The sequence below is a fragment of the Citrobacter sp. Cb023 genome (genome assembly GCF_030336805.1).
In the GTDB taxonomy this organism is placed as follows: Bacteria; Pseudomonadota; Gammaproteobacteria; order Enterobacterales; family Enterobacteriaceae; genus Citrobacter; species Citrobacter braakii.
This window is the reverse complement of record NZ_JAOWCV010000033.1, coordinates 255,371-271,995: the sequence shown is the minus strand read 5'-3', so window position 1 is coordinate 271,995 and position 16,625 is coordinate 255,371. Positions and strand designations below refer to the sequence as shown.

The following is a 16,625-nucleotide window of genomic DNA, read 5'->3' as shown; positions in this document are numbered from 1 at the left end:
AGTTGTTTGATGGCACGGATTCGACAAATTTGCTATATTTGCGCCCCTGATAGACAGGAGTGTTTCGCTATGACATCCCGACGAGACTGGCAGTTACAGCAACTGGGCATTACGCAGTGGTCATTGCGTCGTCCCGGCGCACTGCAGGGCGAGATCGCGATTTCAATTCCTGCGCACGTCCGTTTGGTGATGGTTGCTGCACAATTACCCGCACTAACCGAACCGTTGATGAGCGATATTTTACGCGCATTAACCGTCAGCCCGGATCAGGTTTTACAACTGACGCCTGACCGTGTCGCCATGCTGCCGCAGGGCAGTCGCTGTAATAGCTGGCGGCTGGGAACCGAAGAGCCGCTGCTGCTGGAGGGCGCTCAGGTCGAGAGTCCTGCCTTTAATGAATTACGGGAAAACCCCGCGGCCCGCGCCGCGTTATGGCAACAAATCTGCGCATATGAACACGATTTCTTCCCTCGAACCGACTGATTTACCTGCAGCATTTCAGATTGAAAAACGCGCTCACGCTTTTCCGTGGAGTGAAAAAACATTTGCCAGCAACCAGGGCGATCGCTACCTCAATTTTCAGTTGAGGGTTGACGACGTAATGGCCGCCTTTGCGATTACACAGGTCGTGCTGGATGAAGCTACGCTGTTCAATATTGCCGTCGATCCTGACTTTCAGCGCCGGGGCCTGGGGCGTGAGCTACTGGAATACCTGATCGATGAGCTGGAAAAGCGTGGCATTTTGACACTGTGGCTTGAAGTACGCGCCTCAAATGCTGCCGCTATCGCGCTGTACGAAAGCCTGGGCTTTAACGAGGCGACGATCCGGCGCAATTACTATCCGACGGCCGATGGTCATGAAGACGCCATTATAATGGCATTGCCAATCAGCATGTAAGACAAGGTGTAATGATGAAGAAGTGGGACTGGATTTTCTTTGATGCCGACGAAACGCTGTTTACGTTTGACTCGTTTACCGGCTTACAGCGGATGTTTCTCGACTATAGCATTACCTTTACCGCTGAAGATTTTCAGGACTACCAGGCCGTAAATAAACCGCTGTGGGTGGATTATCAAAACGGTGCGATAACCTCATTACAACTCCAGCACGCTCGTTTTCAGAGCTGGGCTGAACGCCTGAAGGTTGAGCCAGGCCAGCTTAATGACGCCTTTATCAATGCGATGGCGGAGATTTGCTCGCCGTTGCCAGGGGCGGTTTCTCTGCTCAATGCGATTCGTGATAAAACAAAAATCGGTATTATTACTAACGGCTTTACGGCGTTGCAGCAAATCCGCCTTGAGCGGACGGGGCTGCGCGACTATTTTGACCTGCTGGTGATTTCTGAGCAGGTTGGCGTGGCAAAACCCGATCCCCGTATTTTTGACCATGCGCTGGAGCAGGCGGGCAATCCTGAGCGTTCCCGCGTACTGATGGTGGGCGACACCGCAGAGTCCGATATTCTTGGCGGCATTAACGCCGGGCTATCCACCTGCTGGCTAAATACGCACCACCGCGAGCAGCCAGCGGGCATTCAGCCGACCTGGACCGTAGCGTCATTAAGTGAACTGGAGCGGCTCCTGTGTAAACACTGATTGCCTCCCCCCCGTTGATGGGTAAAATAGCCGCAATTTTTCGTATTCAACTTGCACGGCCTGTTGCCGTGCTTACCTAAGAAGATTTGACTATGACGTTGTCTCCTTATTTGCAAGAGGTGGCCAAACGCCGCACTTTTGCCATTATTTCTCACCCGGATGCCGGTAAAACGACAATTACTGAAAAGGTACTGTTATTCGGACAGGCGATTCAGACCGCCGGTACGGTAAAAGGCCGTGGCTCCAGCCAGCATGCGAAATCTGACTGGATGGAAATGGAAAAACAGCGTGGTATCTCCATTACCACCTCTGTGATGCAGTTTCCATATCATGACTGCCTGGTAAACCTGCTGGACACCCCAGGGCACGAAGACTTCTCTGAAGATACATACCGTACTCTGACGGCGGTGGACTGCTGCCTGATGGTCATCGACGCCGCAAAAGGTGTTGAAGACCGGACTCGTAAGCTGATGGAAGTTACCCGTCTGCGTGATACCCCGATCCTGACCTTTATGAACAAACTCGACCGTGACATCCGCGATCCGATGGAGCTGCTGGATGAAGTCGAGAATGAACTGAAAATCGGCTGTGCGCCGATCACCTGGCCGATTGGCTGCGGTAAGTTGTTCAAAGGCGTCTATCACCTATATAAAGACGAAACTTACCTGTACCAGACGGGTAAAGGCCACACCATTCAGGAAGTGCGCATTGTTAAAGGTCTGAACAACCCGGAACTCGATGCCGCCGTGGGGGAAGACCTGGCACAGCAGCTGCGCGACGAGCTGGAGCTGGTGCAGGGCGCGTCTAACGAGTTCGACCATGAGCTGTTCCTCGCGGGCGAAATCACCCCGGTATTCTTCGGTACCGCGCTCGGTAACTTCGGCGTTGATCATATGCTGGATGGCTTAGTGGAGTGGGCGCCTGCGCCGATGCCGCGTAAAACCGACACCCGCGTTGTTGAAGCCTCAGAAGAGAAGTTCACCGGCTTCGTGTTTAAAATTCAGGCCAACATGGACCCGAAACACCGTGACCGCGTGGCGTTTATGCGCGTGGTGTCCGGCAAGTACGAGAAAGGCATGAAAATGCGCCAGGTGCGCATTGGTAAAGACGTGGTTATCTCCGATGCGCTGACTTTTATGGCCGGTGACCGTTCTCACGTGGAAGAAGCGTATCCGGGCGATATTCTGGGTCTGCACAACCACGGCACTATCCAGATTGGCGATACCTTTACCCAAGGCGAAATGATGAAGTTCACTGGTATTCCGAACTTCGCGCCGGAGCTGTTCCGTCGCATTCGTCTGAAGGATCCGTTGAAGCAGAAACAGCTGCTGAAAGGGCTGGTTCAGCTGTCCGAAGAGGGCGCAGTGCAGGTTTTCCGTCCGATCGCTAATAACGATCTGATCGTGGGCGCTGTTGGTGTGCTGCAGTTCGACGTGGTGGTTTCACGCCTGAAGAGCGAATACAACGTTGAAGCGATTTATGAGTCGGTCAACGTAGCGACAGCACGCTGGGTAGAGTGTTCTGACGTGAAGAAATTCGAAGAATTCAAGCGTAAAAACGAAATTCAGCTGGCGCTGGATGGCGGCGATAACCTCACCTATATCGCGCCGACCATGGTTAACCTGAATCTCACCCAGGAACGTTACCCTGACGTTCAGTTCCGCAAAACGCGCGAACACTAATCGACCTTCAGGGCACGGTATCCGCCGTGCCCTACAACTTTTCCTGTCTTTTAAATCCCTTGCGGAATGTTCTTAAAACCTCTCGTTTTTCTTTTGTTTGCACGTTTTTTAGTCAATCTGGACTGCGATCACGAAATCCTGAACTATATTTAACAATGTGATGACATAAATGTCGGCGTTAAATGCTTTTTAGGCTGCCTGTTGCAGCTTCTATTGCTGATATTTATTCCACTTACAAGATTAGTTGCTGGCTCAAGCCGTTTACGGCAGAGCGCAGCTTTTAGCAAACATACAGGAATACATCGATGACAATGACAGGACTTAAGATTTCTAAAACGCTGCTGGCCGTGATGCTGACCTCCGCTGTTGCAACGGGTTCTGCTTATGCAGAAAACTCCACGACGGATAAAACGCAATCCGGCGTCGAAAGTGCGGGGCAGAAAGTCGATAGCTCCATGAACAAAGTCGGTAATTTCATGGATGACAGCACCATCACTGCGAAAGTAAAAGCCGCGCTGGTGGATCACGATAGCATTAAGAGCACCGACATTTCCGTCAAAACCGACCAGAAGGTGGTGACGCTAAGCGGGTTTGTTGAAAGTCAGGCACAGGCCGAAGAGGCAGTTAAAGTCGCCAAAGGCGTTGAGGGTGTGACCTCCGTTAGCGACAAACTGCACGTACGTGATAGCAAAGACTCTTCTGTAAAAGGCTATGCGGGCGATACGGCAATCACCAGTGAGGTAAAAGCCAAGCTGCTGGCCGATGATATTGTCCCTTCCCGCAAAGTGAAAGTTGAAACCACCGATGGCGTGGTACAGCTTTCAGGAACCGTTGAATCACAGGCTCAAAGCGATCGTGCTGAGAGCATCGCCAAAGCGATTGATGGCGTGAAAAGCGTCAAAAACGATCTTAAAACTCACTAATTAGACTTAATTCGTCCTCCCGACGTTTGTCGGGAGGCGTGTTGTGCACCACACTGAAAATATCGCCGATGGGCAGCCTGAGTGCTCATATCAAGCGGTGACATTAACTATGGTAAAGGAGAAGCGCATGTTTCGATGGGGCATCATATTTCTGGTTATCGCGTTAATTGCCGCTGCACTGGGTTTTGGTGGACTGGCGGGTACCGCTGCTGGCGCAGCGAAAATTGTTTTTGTGGTGGGGATCATTCTGTTTCTGGTCAGCCTATTTACAGGTCGTAAACGGCCCTAGCGACATCCCCTTTATTCTTCAAGTTAAAGGTGCGCTGGCTACGCGTGCTCGCCCGTATCACTTACCAGAGTAAGCAGATCGGGATTCACGCCCTTGCCGCCTTCTTGTGACTTGAATTATTTTGGGGATTAACCGTAAAGATAACTTGCTACTAAGCCAGTCCACCGGACTGGCTTTTACGGTTTTAGCATCAGGCAATTTGCGTTACTTTGTTGTTCTATTACAAAAACAACAGGAAGGCAGAGGTGGGGCAGAGAATACCCGTCACGCTCGGCAATATTGCGCCGTTATCGTTACGTCCGTTTCAACCAGGCAGCATGGCGCTGGTGTGTGAGGGCGGCGGACAAAGAGGCATCTTCACCGCTGGCGTACTGGATGAATTCATGCGCGCGCAGTTCAATCCTTTTGATCTCTTCTACGGGACCTCCGCTGGCGCGCAAAACCTTTCAGCCTATCTTTGTAACCAGCCGGGTTACGGTCGTAAAGTCATCATGCGTTACACTACCCGACGTGAATTTTTTGACCCGGTGCGCTTTGTGCGCGGGGGAAATTTAATCGATCTCGATTGGCTGGTGGATTCGACCGCGTCCCAGATGCCGCTGGCGATGGATAACGCCGAGCGCCTGTTTGCCGCAGGGAAATCGTTTTATATGTGCGCCTGTCGGGGCGATGACTACACGCCAGGCTATTTTTCGCCGAACCGGCAAAACTGGCTCGATCTTATTCGTGCCTCCAGCGCGATTCCAGGGTTCTACCGCGCTGGGGTTGCGCTGGATGGTGTGAATTATCTCGATGGGGGAGTCAGCGACGCCATTCCCGTGCAGGAAGCGGCGAAGCAGGGGGCAAAAACGCTGGTGGTTATCCGCACCGTGCCTTCGCAAATGTATTACACCCCGCAGTGGTTCAAGCGTATGGAACGCTGGCTGGGCGAAAGCAGCCTGCAACCGCTGCTGAATCTGGTCCAGCACCATGAAGCCAGCTATCGCGCGATTCAGAGTTTTATTGAGAAACCGCCGGGCAAGCTGCGTATCTTTGAGATCTACCCGCCCAAACCGCTCCATAGCATGGCATTAGGAAGCCGTATTCCGGCGCTGCGGGAAGATTACAAGACCGGACGCCTGTGTGGTCGTTACTTCCTGGCAACCGTCGGCAAGCTGCTGGCGAAAAATGCGCCGTTGCCTCGTCAGACGCCGAAGATTGTGGTGCCGGGACCGGTCGTGGTTCCACCTGCGCCGGTGGCTAACGACGCTCACGCCCCCGTGGTGACCAATGCGCCTCAGGCTAACGACACGACGTTTAATAATGAGGATTTGGCGTGAGTTATCGTTTTATTGATACGCATTGTCACTTTGATTTTCCGCCGTTTACGGGCGATGAATCTGCCAGTATTCAGGGCGCGACTGACGTCGGCGTGCAAAGCATTATCGTTCCGGCCACCCAGGCGGCAAATTTTTCCCGTGTACTGGCGTTAGCGGAAAATTACCCTCCATTGTTTGCCGCCCTGGGGCTGCACCCCATTGTTATTGAGCAACATAGCGATGACTGCCTGGAGCAGTTGCAGCAGGCGCTGGATAAGCGCCCGCAAAAGCTGGTGGCGGTAGGTGAGATTGGGCTGGATCTTTATCGGGACGATCCGCAATTCGATAAGCAAGAGCGGCTGCTGGAAGCGCAGCTTAAGCTGGCGAAGCGTTACGAACTGCCGGTGATCCTGCATTCGCGGCGCACTCATGACAAGCTGGCGATGCACCTGAAACGCCATGCTTTACCGCGAACCGGCGTGGTGCATGGATTTTCCGGGAGCGTGCAGCAGGCCGAACGTTTTGTGCAACTGGGCTACAAAATTGGCGTGGGCGGCACCATTACCTATCCGCGCGCCAGTAAAACCCGCGAGGTAATGGCGCAACTGCCGCTGGACTCACTGCTGCTGGAAACTGACGCGCCGGATATGCCGCTCAACGGCTTTCAGGGACAGCCGAATCGCCCGGAGCAGGTGGTCAGAGTCTTTGATGTCCTCTGCGAGCTGCGCTCGGAACCTGCGGATGTTATCGCTGATGCGCTGTATCGCAATACGACGGCGTTATTTGATTTTTAATTGCCGGACGATGGATACGTCGCATCCGGCAATTACAGGTACAGCGCCGGGAAGATCAAATTATCCACTCCGCGCTCGCGCAATCCTTGCGCCAGTTGCTCCACATCCTCAGGCGTGGCGCTCGGCCAGTCCTTCGCTTCGCCGTACACCCCGTGCGCATGAAAGGCATTTAGCCGCACCGGTACATCACCTGAACGTTTGATAAACGCCGCCAGTGCATCGATATGCTGTAGATAATCCACGTGGCCAGGAATAACCAGCAGGCGCAGTTCCGCAAGTTTTCCCTGCCCGGACAAAAAGGTAATGCTTTGTTTAATCAGCGTGTTATCGCGGCCTGTCAACTGTCGATGACACGCGCTATCCCAGGCTTTTAAATCGAGCATTACGCCGTCGCATACCGGCAGTAGTTTTTGCCAGCCGGTTTCGCTCAGCATGCCGTTGCTGTCTACCATGCAGGTCAGGTGTTGCAGCTGCGGATCGGTTTTGATCGCGTTAAACAGCGCCACGATAAACGGCAACTGGGTGGTCGCTTCGCCGCCGCTGACCGTAATTCCTTCAATAAACAGCACCGCCTTGCGAATATGCTGCAGCACTTCATCAACGCTCAGGGTTTGCGCCATCGGCGTGGCCTGCTGTGGGCACATGTGCAGGCAGGTATCGCACTGCTGACATACGTCGGATTGCCATCTCACTTTCCCCGCGCTCAGGCTCAGCGCCTCATGCGGGCAATGCAGGACACATTCCCCGCAGTCGTTGCAGCGTCCCATCGTCCACGGATTGTGGCAATTTTTACAGCGCAGGTTACATCCTTGCAGAAACAGAGCCAGGCGACTGCCCGGCCCGTCGACGCAGGAGAAAGGAATGATCTTACTTACTGAAGCGCATCTGCTGTTCATGGCTAATCACGCGAGGTTGTCGTTCCAGAATGCGGGTATTGCGCGCGGCTTCTTCGCCCAGCCAGGTGGTGTTGGTGCGTGAACCTTCGGCGCGATATTTTTCCAGATCCGACAGGCGTACCATATAGCCGGTGACGCGGACCAAATCGTTACCACTCACGTTGGCGGTAAACTCACGCATCCCAGCTTTAAACGCCCCGAGGCACAATTGCACCAGCGCCTGAGGATTGCGCTTGATGGTTTCATCCAGCGTGAGAATGTCGCTGATCCCAGCGTGATAATACGCATGATGCGGCGCGACGGTTTGCAGGTGAGTGATCGGATCCGGCTCATCGCCGTAGGGCAGACGCGCGCCCGGCGTGGTGCCGATGTCAGAACTGATCCCTGACTGTGCGTGCAGCATTGCGCGCTGCTTCCAGCCAAATTTCACCGGGCTACTTTCTACAAACTCCGCCAGTTGGGCGCTGATACGATACCCGAGCTGATTGGCGACCTCGTCTTTTCCGTAGCGAGCATTCTGCCCCGCCTTATCGCACAGCAGGTTCACCGCCTCCGCCAGGCCATACATGCCGAACATAGGGACAAAACGTTCGGGATCAATCAACCCTTCCTGCACCAGGAAGCTATTCTCAAAGAAATGTGATTTTTCATAGAGGAATTCACATCGTGAATCAATGATGGCGATTTGCTGCTGGCAATAGTGCGGTAGGGTGCGCGTAAAGAAGTCATCGACAGAGGTGCTGCGCTCTGCGATGGCTTTCAGATTGAGCCTGACCAGCGTGCTTCCACCCCCGGCGAGCGGCAACGAGTTGTAACAGCTGACGACGCCATACTGACCTTTTGTGAAAATTTTATCATTTTCGGGGCCGTTGGAAATGTGCGGCTTACTGCACTCGCAGATATTTTGCGCCACGTTGAGCAGCAGGTCGTCAGGTGTAATTTGCGGATCATAAATGAACGTTAGATTAGGCGAAACCTGCTTTAACTCTGCGTCTGCGCGTAAAATTGCACGGGTGACAGGCGTATCTGCGGGGCCGATATTGGCATGCATAAATGCGTCTGGCAGGGTTCTGTCGAGATAACGCCAGAAACGTTTTATTCGAATATCGATCTCATCTTGTGTTAGAATTCTAACATACGGTTGCAACAGAACGTCGAGCTGGCCGAGATAGACCGGCATCGAGGTGACTGACGGAACGTGGTGATACAGGATGGTGAGTAAGGATAACGCGTCATCAAGATCCCTGGCTCCTTCCAGTTCCAGCCATGAGGAACCGTTGGCCAGAAAACGCGCGTAGTCGGGTAAAACATAGCGCGGTTTGAACGGGGCATGACCTTCATACATATCGCAGATCACCCCGTCATCCAGCGCCTGGCGAGCCTCAGCAGGTAGTTGCGGGTAAGGCAGCGCGTTTTCAGCCTCCAGCGCCAGGAAGTGGCGTTTCTGCTCAGGGCTGAGCACCGGACTGGTCACGATTTGTTGGCAACGCTGTTGCAGCGCGAGTTCGCTTGAAGTGGGCATCGTTGATTCCTTTTTATCCCGAAGGTGTAACGCCATTGTAGAAAGCAACGCCGCCACAACCTTTGATCCGGATGCGCCTGATGCCACCGCATCCCTTCCTGAAAGGTGATTTATTTGAAGTAGATCTCATTAGAGTAATGCAAATCTGTATGTGGTTTTCATTAACTGTGATGTATATCGAAGTGTAATAGCGAGCGGATGTTAGAATACTAACAAACTCGCAAGGTGAAATTTTATACGGCGATGCCGTTGGAGAATGTTATGACCGATTTAACAGCAAGCAGCCTGCGTGCACTGAAACTGATGGACCTGACCACCCTGAATGACGACGACACCAATGAAAAAGTGATCGCGCTGTGTCATCAGGCGAAGACCCCGGTAGGCAACACTGCCGCTATTTGCATCTATCCGCGTTTCATTCCTATCGCGCGTAAGACGCTGAAAGAGCAAGGCACTCCGGACATCCGTATTGCAACCGTGACCAACTTCCCGCACGGCAACGACGACATCGAGATTGCGCTGGCTGAAACCCGCGCGGCGATTGCCTACGGCGCGGATGAAGTTGACGTGGTGTTCCCTTACCGTGCCCTGATCGCCGGTAACGAGCAGGTTGGTTTTGATCTGGTTAAAGCATGTAAAGATGCGTGTGCGGCGGCAAACGTGCTGCTGAAAGTGATCATCGAAACCGGTGAGCTGAAAGAAGAGAGTCTTATCCGTAAAGCGTCTGAAATCTCCATCAAAGCGGGTGCTGATTTCATCAAAACCTCTACCGGTAAAGTGCCGGTAAATGCGACGCCGGAAAGCGCACGCATCATGATGGAAGTGATCCGCGACATGGGCGTTTCTAAAACTGTAGGTTTCAAACCGGCAGGCGGCGTGCGTACTGCAGAAGATGCACAGCAGTTCCTGGCGATTGCCGACGAACTGTTTGGCGCTGACTGGGCCGATTCCCGTCACTATCGTTTTGGCGCATCCAGCCTGCTGGCGAGCCTGCTGAAAGCGCTGGGTCACGGCGACGGTAAGAGCGCAAGCAGCTACTAATTACTCGTCATACTGCAAGCCGCAGGTGCGTTAGCTGCACTCCCTCACCCCAGTCACTTACTGTAGTAAGCGCCTGGGGATGAGCTTCCTTGCCGCTTCCTGCGACTCGAATTGTTTAGAGTAATCATTCATTGCAGTGGGTTTTCCGCTGCATTTAACCTGATTTATCGGGGGTTACCATGTTTCTCGCACAAGAAATTATTCGTAAAAAACGTGATGGTCATGCGCTGAGCGATGAAGAGATTCGTTTCTTTATCAATGGGATTCGCGACAACACCATCTCTGAAGGGCAAATCGCCGCCCTGGCGATGACCATTTTCTTCCACGATATGACAATGCCTGAGCGTGTTTCGCTGACCATGGCAATGCGTGATTCAGGAACCGTGCTGGACTGGAAAAGCCTGCAGCTGAACGGCCCGATTGTGGATAAACACTCTACCGGCGGCGTGGGTGACGTAACGTCACTGATGTTAGGCCCGATGGTCGCTGCATGCGGCGGCTATATTCCGATGATCTCCGGACGTGGTCTGGGTCATACCGGCGGTACGCTCGATAAACTGGAAGCCATCCCAGGGTTTGACATCTTCCCGGACGATGCGCGTTTCCGTGAAATTATTAAAGACGTGGGTGTGGCGATTATTGGGCAAACCAGCTCGCTCGCACCGGCGGACAAACGTTTTTATGCCACCCGCGATATTACCGCGACGGTGGATTCCATCCCGCTGATTACCGGCTCTATCCTGGCGAAAAAGCTGGCGGAAGGGCTGGATGCGCTGGTGATGGATGTGAAAGTAGGCAGCGGCGCCTTTATGCCGACCTATGAGCTTTCTGAAGCGCTTGCCGAAGCGATTGTCGGCGTGGCGAACGGAGCGGGTGTACGTACCACCGCGCTGTTAACCGATATGAACCAGGTACTGGCATCCAGCGCAGGTAACGCGGTAGAAGTCCGCGAAGCGGTGCAGTTCCTGACAGGTGAATACCGCAATCCACGTCTGTTAGACGTCACGATGGCGCTGTGCGTGGAAATGCTGATCTCCGGCAATCTGGCGAAAGACGATGCCGAAGCCCGTGCGAAATTGCAGGCGGTGCTGGATAACGGCAAAGCGGCAGAGATTTTTGGTCGCATGGTTGCGGCGCAGAAAGGCCCGACCGATTTCGTTGAAAATTATGCGAAGTACCTGCCGACGGCAATGCTCAGCAAAGCGGTATATGCTGATACCGAAGGTTTTGTCAGCGCTATGGATACCCGTGCGCTGGGAATGGCGGTTGTTTCCATGGGCGGCGGTCGTCGTCAGGCTTCGGACACCATTGATTACAGCGTTGGCTTTAGCGACATGGCGCGTCTGGGCGACAGCGTAGACGGACAGCGTCCGCTGGCGGTGATCCACGCCAAAGACGAAGCCAGCTGGCAGGAAGCGGCGAAAGCGGTCAAAGCGGCAATTAGCCTTGACGATAAAGCGCCAGAAATTACACCGACAGTCTATCGTCGTATTACCGAATAACTGTATACTGATCTGATCGCTTTTTTGCGGCGCAGATGTTGGAGAACAAGATGAAACGTGCATTTATTATGGTGCTGGACTCCTTTGGTATTGGTGCGACTGAAGATGCGGATCGCTTTGGCGACGTAGGCTCAGACACTATGGGACACATTGCAGAAGCCTGTGCGAAAGGCGAAGCTGACAAGGGTCGCAAAGGTCCACTGAATCTGCCTAACCTGACCCGTCTGGGCCTGGTGAAAGCTCACGAAGGTTCTACCGGTAAAATTGCTGCTGGTATGGACGGTAACGCGGAAGTGATTGGTGCCTACGCCTGGGCGCATGAACTCTCTTCCGGGAAAGACACGCCGTCTGGCCACTGGGAAATCGCGGGTGTTCCGGTTCTGTTTGACTGGGGTTATTTCTCCGATCATGACAACAGCTTCCCGCAGGAACTGCTGGATAAACTGGTCAAACGTGCCAACCTGCCGGGCTACCTCGGCAACTGCCACTCTTCCGGTACCGTGATCCTGGATCAACTGGGTGAAGAGCATATGAAAACCGGCAAGCCGATTTTCTATACTTCTGCAGACTCCGTGTTCCAGATTGCCTGTCACGAAGAGACTTTTGGCCTGGATAAACTCTACGAACTGTGTGAAATCGCTCGTGAAGAACTGACCGAAGGTGGTTACAACATCGGTCGTGTTATCGCGCGTCCGTTTATCGGTGATAAAGCGGGTAATTTCCAGCGCACCGGTAACCGTCACGATCTGGCCGTTGAGCCGCCAGCACCGACCGTGCTGCAGAAACTGGTCGACGAGAAAGACGGTCACGTGGTTTCCGTCGGTAAAATCGCGGATATTTACGCTAACTGCGGCATCACCAAAAAAGTGAAAGCTACCGGCCTGGACGCGCTGTTCGACGCCACCATCAAAGAGATGAAAGAAGCGGGTGATAAGACCATCGTCTTCACTAACTTCGTTGATTTCGACTCTTCCTGGGGACATCGTCGCGATATCGCTGGTTACGCTGCAGGTCTGGAACTGTTCGACCGCCGTTTGCCTGAACTGATGGAACTGGTGGGTGAAGATGACATTCTGATCCTGACCGCTGACCACGGCTGTGACCCGAGCTGGACCGGCACTGACCACACCCGTGAGCACATTCCGGTGCTGGTTTACGGCCCGAAAGTGAAACCAGGCTCTTTAGGTCACCGTGAAACTTTCGCGGATATTGGCCAGACGCTGGCGAGCTACTTTGATACATCGCCGATGGACTACGGTAAAAACATGCTGTGATACCCGTTGTCTTTCGCGCTGTAGATGCGTTGACTTCATTCGCTCACCCCGGTCACATAGGTAATCTATGCTCCCGGGGGTTCCGAATTCGTCGCCTTCCTACAACGCGAAATCCTTAGGGTATTTGAATTCGTTTTGTCGGTTGGGAAAGGCATTGCTACCCCCTCGACATAAACAATAAATCAAAAGGGAACTGAAGATGGCAACTCCACATATTAATGCAGAAATGGGTGATTTCGCTGACGTCGTATTGATGCCGGGCGACCCGCTGCGCGCAAAGCATATTGCTGAAACTTTCCTCGAAGATGTTCGTGAAGTGAACAACGTTCGCGGCATGTTAGGTTTCACCGGTACTTACAAAGGCCGTAAGATCTCCGTTATGGGTCACGGGATGGGTATCCCGTCCTGCTCTATCTACACCAAAGAGCTGATCACCGATTTTGGCGTGAAGAAAATCATTCGCGTAGGCTCCTGCGGCGCTGTGCGTATGGACGTTAAACTGCGTGACGTGGTTATCGGTATGGGTGCCTGCACCGACTCCAAAGTAAACCGTATTCGTTTTAAAGATCATGACTTCGCAGCTATCGCTGACTTCGACATGGTGCGTAATGCAGTTGATGCGGCAAAAGCACTGGGCGTAGACGCGCGCGTGGGCAACCTGTTCTCCGCTGACCTGTTCTACTCTCCGGACGGCGAAATGTTCGACGTAATGGAAAAATACGGCGTGCTGGGCGTGGAAATGGAAGCGGCGGGTATCTACGGCGTTGCGGCTGAGTTTGGTGCGAAAGCGCTGACCATCTGCACCGTGTCCGACCATATCCGTACTCACGAGCAGACCACTGCCGCTGAACGTCAGACGACCTTCAACGACATGATCAAAATCGCACTGGAATCCGTTCTGCTGGGCGATAAAGAGTAAGTGTTGTGATGCCCGGTAGCGCTGCGCTTACCGGGCATACAATCGATGTATGCCGGACCGCCATCCGGCATTTTCAGGCCAGCGTTTAGCTCACTGCACTGGCAATCCACGCTGACAGCTCGCGTAACTCTTTCTCCTGCTGTGGGAAATCAACCAGCAGCGCTTCGCACTCCTGTTGCAGCATATCCGCACGGTACAAACACCCCTGCAGACGACCCGCCAGCGCTTCTAACGGCGCGGGATTGAGGCTGTCGGTAAAGACCTGCGTACGGGTGATATGACCTTTTTCCACGTCGAAATGCAGCTCAACGCCGCCCCAGGTGAAACGCTCGTCCAGAAGGTGCGAGAACGCAGGCGCCTGACCAAAATTCCACTCCCAACTGCTCTGACGGGCAAAGGTTTCGGCAAAGTTCGGCAGATCCGGGGTTTTGTCCGGCGAGATAATTTCCGCTTCGACACGTTCGCCGTAGTGGGCAAAAAAGGCTTCCGTGATAGCCTGACAGACCTGTTGATGGGTGATGCCCGGCAACAGCTCCGTTAGATTCGCTACGCGTGAGCGAACCGAGGTGATGCCTTTGGCGGCGAGTTTCTTTTTATCCGGATTGAGATAGTTTGCCAGGCGGCTGAGATCGGCGTTCAACAACAGCGTGCCGTGGTGGAATCCGCGGTCTTTCGTTTCCCGATAAGCAGAGCCGGAAACTTTGCGATCGCCGTCTGGCGTTTTCACGACCAGATCGTTACGCCCGGAGGCGTCGGCGTCTACGCCCAGCGCGTTCAGGGCATGGAGGACAATAGCGGTAGAGATGGTTTTGTCGTACTCCGGTTTACCGGCCATAAAGGTAAAGCAGGTATTGCCTAAGTCATGGAACACCGCGCCGCCGCCGCTGCTGCGACGGGCGAGCCGCACGTTGTCTTCTTCCATACGGCGGGTATTACACTCTTTCCACGGGTTTTGCGCCCGGCCAATCACCACCGTATCGGCATTACGCCACAAGAACAGGACGCGCTGCGTGGCGGGCATTTGGCGAAAAATGCACTCTTCGACCGCGAGGTTAAACCACGGATCGTAAGAGTCAGAGATAAGCAGGCGTAGTGTCGTCATGGTCGATTTCCTTTCTGTTATTACTCTTTCTTCTCGTTGTCTTCTTCCTGTACCGGTTTGTTGGCGGTCAGCAGGAAAGGGGATTGCTGCCAGCGGGTGCGCTTGCCTTGCAACAAGGTACGGGTGAGCACCACGCCAATTGCCAGTGACAGAAGCAGCATTAGGCGTAAGATGTTGGTGGTGTTATCCACCTGCTTGGCTTCGGTGGCGAGCGTGTGGGTATCCAGCGTCAGGCGTAGATAGCCCAGCGGACCATTTCTTCCCTGAATGGGCTCGACAATCTGCTGGTTAAAATAGCCCCCGGCTTTTTTGCCGTCCAACGCCAGTCGGTCTCGAACGTTGACGCTCTCACCGGTGCGTGTAATCAGGTCTCCCTTTTCATCGTAGACGCCCGCATCCAGAATACGGCTACTTTCCGTGAGCTGCGAGAGTACCGCTTTAATGCGCTTTTCATCCGGCGTTTCGGTACGCATCAGCGGGGCGACGTTCAAGGAGACCTGGCGAGCCAGCGTGCGCGCCAGCTCTTCGAGCTGCGGATTACGCTGCTGTTGGTGGCTTTGACTAAACCAGGACGCGCCCTGCATCAGAGCAACGAGCAGCGCAAGGCAGGACAATACAATCACTGCACGATGAAGTCGGAATTTCAGTTTTGTGCGAGCCATATTCCACCTGCTGAAAATTTGAGACTTAATGTTGCCAGAAGCGCTGGTTACAGGGTAGCCTCATGCGTTATTTTCCCCTGATGATTCCGACCCGAACGATTTTACAGGAGCTTTAATGCCTAACATTACCTGGTGCGATCTACCTGAAGATGTTTCTCTGTGGCCAGGTCTGCCTCTCTCTTTAAGCGGTGATGAAGTCATGCCGCTGGATTACCACGCGGGCCGCAGTGGCTGGCTGCTGTACGGTCGTGGGCTGGATAAACAACGGTTAACGCAATACCAGAGCAAACTGGGTGCAGCGATGGTGATCGTGGCGGCGTGGTGCGTTGAGGATTATCAGGTGATTCGTCTGGCGGGCTCGTTAACGCCGCGTGCGGCAAAACTGGCGCATGATGCCAAACTGGATGTTGCGCCACTGGGTAAAATTCCGCATTTGCGCACGCCGGGTTTGCTGGTGATGGACATGGATTCAACGGCTATCCAGATCGAGTGTATTGATGAAATTGCCAAACTGGCGGGAACCGGCGAAATGGTTGCCGAAGTTACCGAACGCGCGATGCGCGGCGAGCTGGACTTTACCGCCAGCTTGCGCAGCCGCGTGGCGACGCTGAAGGGCGCTGATGCCAATATTTTGCACCAGGTGCGCGAAACGCTACCACTGATGCCTGGCCTGACTCAACTGGTGTTAAAACTGGAAACGCTCGGCTGGAAAGTGGCAATTGCCTCCGGCGGTTTTACCTTCTTTGCCGATTATCTGCGTAACAAACTACGTCTGACGGCGGCTGTGGCAAACGAGCTGGAGATCATAGACGGTAAATTCACCGGCAACGTGATCGGCGATATCGTCGATGCCCAGTACAAAGCCAACACCCTGACTCGCCTGGCGCAGGAGTATGAGATCCCGATGGCGCAGACGGTGGCGATCGGCGATGGCGCCAACGATCTGCCGATGATCAAAACGGCTGGACTGGGTATAGCGTATCATGCCAAACCCAAAGTGAATGAAAAGACGGAGATTACGATCCGTCACGCTGACCTGATGGGCGTGTTCTGCATTCTCTCTGGCAGCATGAACCAGAAATGATTTAATTGCCTGATGGCAAAGTGACCGTAGGCCGGATAAGCGCC

Annotated in this window: 17 protein-coding genes; 13 read left to right on the top strand and 4 right to left on the bottom strand. The window is 53.8% G+C overall.

The genetic code is table 11. The features are described from left to right. Positions 1 to 69: 69 nt before the first annotated feature. The 8 genes from holD to OGW44_RS09690 all read left to right on the top strand — a co-directional run bounded on the left by holD (position 70) and on the right by OGW44_RS09690 (position 6,579). A complete protein-coding gene (holD, locus tag OGW44_RS09725; protein ID WP_003837254.1) occupies positions 70 to 483 on the top strand; it encodes a DNA polymerase III subunit psi in 414 nt (137 codons plus the stop codon). Then, complete coding sequence (gene rimI, locus OGW44_RS09720) at positions 452 to 898, top strand: ribosomal protein S18-alanine N-acetyltransferase (RefSeq protein WP_005123887.1); 447 nt, start codon at positions 452 to 454, stop codon at positions 896 to 898. The genes holD and rimI overlap by 32 nt, the downstream gene beginning before the upstream one ends. Positions 899 to 912: 14 nt before the next feature. Beyond that, complete coding sequence (yjjG, locus tag OGW44_RS09715; RefSeq protein ID WP_016151600.1) at positions 913 to 1,593, top strand: pyrimidine 5'-nucleotidase; 681 nt, start codon at positions 913 to 915, stop codon at positions 1,591 to 1,593. Positions 1,594 to 1,685: 92 nt separating this feature from the next. Further along, the gene (gene prfC, locus OGW44_RS09710; RefSeq protein WP_016151601.1) at positions 1,686 to 3,275 is read left to right on the top strand and encodes a peptide chain release factor 3; all 1,590 of its coding nucleotides are present in this window, start codon (positions 1,686 to 1,688) and stop codon (positions 3,273 to 3,275) included. Positions 3,276 to 3,580: 305 nt separating this feature from the next. Further along, positions 3,581 to 4,198: a molecular chaperone OsmY gene (gene osmY, locus OGW44_RS09705; RefSeq protein WP_016155629.1), complete on the top strand. Its 618-nt coding sequence runs from the start codon at positions 3,581 to 3,583 to the stop codon at positions 4,196 to 4,198. Between the two features lie 127 nt (positions 4,199 to 4,325). After that, a complete protein-coding gene (locus OGW44_RS09700; RefSeq protein WP_003019081.1) occupies positions 4,326 to 4,487 on the top strand; it encodes a DUF1328 domain-containing protein in 162 nt (53 codons plus the stop codon). Between the two features lie 245 nt (positions 4,488 to 4,732). Next, entirely contained in the window at positions 4,733 to 5,806 is a 1,074-nt protein-coding gene (locus tag OGW44_RS09695) for a patatin-like phospholipase family protein (protein WP_016151604.1), read from the top strand. Beyond that, positions 5,803 to 6,579 carry a metal-dependent hydrolase gene (locus OGW44_RS09690; RefSeq protein ID WP_047358376.1) on the top strand — a complete coding sequence of 259 codons (777 nt, stop codon included), beginning with the start codon at positions 5,803 to 5,805 and terminating at the stop codon, positions 6,577 to 6,579. Before OGW44_RS09695 ends, OGW44_RS09690 begins: the two co-directional genes overlap by 4 nt. A 32-nt stretch (positions 6,580 to 6,611) precedes the next feature. On the opposite strand, the gene OGW44_RS09685 is transcribed toward OGW44_RS09690, so the two are convergent. Both OGW44_RS09685 and OGW44_RS09680 read right to left on the bottom strand, forming a co-directional pair. Further along, positions 6,612 to 7,475 carry a YjjW family glycine radical enzyme activase gene (locus tag OGW44_RS09685; protein ID WP_047358375.1) on the bottom strand — a complete coding sequence of 288 codons (864 nt, stop codon included), beginning with the start codon at positions 7,473 to 7,475 and terminating at the stop codon, positions 6,612 to 6,614. Next, the gene (locus OGW44_RS09680) at positions 7,447 to 8,997 is read right to left on the bottom strand and encodes a YjjI family glycine radical enzyme (protein ID WP_047358374.1); all 1,551 of its coding nucleotides are present in this window, start codon (positions 8,995 to 8,997) and stop codon (positions 7,447 to 7,449) included. Before OGW44_RS09680 ends, OGW44_RS09685 begins: the two co-directional genes overlap by 29 nt. Before the next feature lie 261 nt (positions 8,998 to 9,258). Between OGW44_RS09680 and deoC the strand changes: the two genes are divergently transcribed. From deoC to deoD, 4 genes are all read left to right on the top strand, one after another. Then, on the top strand, positions 9,259 to 10,038 hold the full coding sequence (deoC, locus tag OGW44_RS09675; protein ID WP_016155634.1) for a deoxyribose-phosphate aldolase: 780 nt from the start codon (positions 9,259 to 9,261) through the stop codon (positions 10,036 to 10,038). 179 nt (positions 10,039 to 10,217) lie between these two features. Then, positions 10,218 to 11,540 carry a thymidine phosphorylase gene (gene deoA / locus OGW44_RS09670; RefSeq protein WP_016151609.1) on the top strand — a complete coding sequence of 441 codons (1,323 nt, stop codon included), beginning with the start codon at positions 10,218 to 10,220 and terminating at the stop codon, positions 11,538 to 11,540. Between the two features lie 50 nt (positions 11,541 to 11,590). After that, positions 11,591 to 12,814, top strand: coding sequence for a phosphopentomutase (gene deoB / locus OGW44_RS09665; protein ID WP_185654757.1), 1,224 nt, complete (start codon positions 11,591 to 11,593; stop codon positions 12,812 to 12,814). A gap of 199 nt (positions 12,815 to 13,013) precedes the next feature. Further along, positions 13,014 to 13,733 carry a purine-nucleoside phosphorylase gene (gene deoD, locus OGW44_RS09660; protein WP_000224864.1) on the top strand — a complete coding sequence of 240 codons (720 nt, stop codon included), beginning with the start codon at positions 13,014 to 13,016 and terminating at the stop codon, positions 13,731 to 13,733. An 85-nt stretch (positions 13,734 to 13,818) separates the two neighbouring features. Here deoD and lplA read toward each other — a convergent pair whose 3' ends face one another. Together lplA and OGW44_RS09650 are read right to left on the bottom strand one after the other, a co-directional pair. Further along, positions 13,819 to 14,835: a lipoate--protein ligase gene (gene lplA / locus OGW44_RS09655; RefSeq protein WP_016151611.1), complete on the bottom strand. Its 1,017-nt coding sequence runs from the start codon at positions 14,833 to 14,835 to the stop codon at positions 13,819 to 13,821. 20 nt (positions 14,836 to 14,855) lie between these two features. Beyond that, a complete protein-coding gene (locus OGW44_RS09650) occupies positions 14,856 to 15,497 on the bottom strand; it encodes a YtjB family periplasmic protein (protein WP_016155636.1) in 642 nt (213 codons plus the stop codon). 115 nt (positions 15,498 to 15,612) lie between these two features. Here OGW44_RS09650 and serB point away from each other — a divergent pair, with 115 nt between their 5' ends. After that, positions 15,613 to 16,581, top strand: a complete 969-nt coding sequence (serB, locus tag OGW44_RS09645) for a phosphoserine phosphatase (RefSeq protein WP_047358373.1) — start codon at positions 15,613 to 15,615, stop codon at positions 16,579 to 16,581. Positions 16,582 to 16,625: the final 44 nt, after the last annotated feature.

Excerpts from the sequence above, each read along its gene's own strand:
- OGW44_RS09685 (WP_047358375.1), bottom strand. The coding sequence starts at position 7,475 with ATGAACAGCAGATGCGCTTCAGTAAGTAAGATCATTCCTTTCTCCTGC.
- yjjG (WP_016151600.1), top strand. The coding sequence starts at position 913 with ATGAAGAAGTGGGACTGGATTTTCTTTGATGCCGACGAAACGCTGTTT.
- deoA (WP_016151609.1), top strand. The coding sequence starts at position 10,218 with ATGTTTCTCGCACAAGAAATTATTCGTAAAAAACGTGATGGTCATGCG.
- osmY (WP_016155629.1), top strand. The coding sequence starts at position 3,581 with ATGACAATGACAGGACTTAAGATTTCTAAAACGCTGCTGGCCGTGATG.
- OGW44_RS09650 (WP_016155636.1), bottom strand. The coding sequence starts at position 15,497 with ATGGCTCGCACAAAACTGAAATTCCGACTTCATCGTGCAGTGATTGTA.
- serB (WP_047358373.1), top strand. The coding sequence starts at position 15,613 with ATGCCTAACATTACCTGGTGCGATCTACCTGAAGATGTTTCTCTGTGG.
- OGW44_RS09680 (WP_047358374.1), bottom strand. The coding sequence starts at position 8,997 with ATGCCCACTTCAAGCGAACTCGCGCTGCAACAGCGTTGCCAACAAATC.
- OGW44_RS09700 (WP_003019081.1), top strand. The coding sequence starts at position 4,326 with ATGTTTCGATGGGGCATCATATTTCTGGTTATCGCGTTAATTGCCGCT.
- rimI (WP_005123887.1), top strand. The coding sequence starts at position 452 with ATGAACACGATTTCTTCCCTCGAACCGACTGATTTACCTGCAGCATTT.
- deoD (WP_000224864.1), top strand. The coding sequence starts at position 13,014 with ATGGCAACTCCACATATTAATGCAGAAATGGGTGATTTCGCTGACGTC.
- deoC (WP_016155634.1), top strand. The coding sequence starts at position 9,259 with ATGACCGATTTAACAGCAAGCAGCCTGCGTGCACTGAAACTGATGGAC.
- lplA (WP_016151611.1), bottom strand. The coding sequence starts at position 14,835 with ATGACGACACTACGCCTGCTTATCTCTGACTCTTACGATCCGTGGTTT.
- deoB (WP_185654757.1), top strand. The coding sequence starts at position 11,591 with ATGAAACGTGCATTTATTATGGTGCTGGACTCCTTTGGTATTGGTGCG.
- prfC (WP_016151601.1), top strand. The coding sequence starts at position 1,686 with ATGACGTTGTCTCCTTATTTGCAAGAGGTGGCCAAACGCCGCACTTTT.
- holD (WP_003837254.1), top strand. The coding sequence starts at position 70 with ATGACATCCCGACGAGACTGGCAGTTACAGCAACTGGGCATTACGCAG.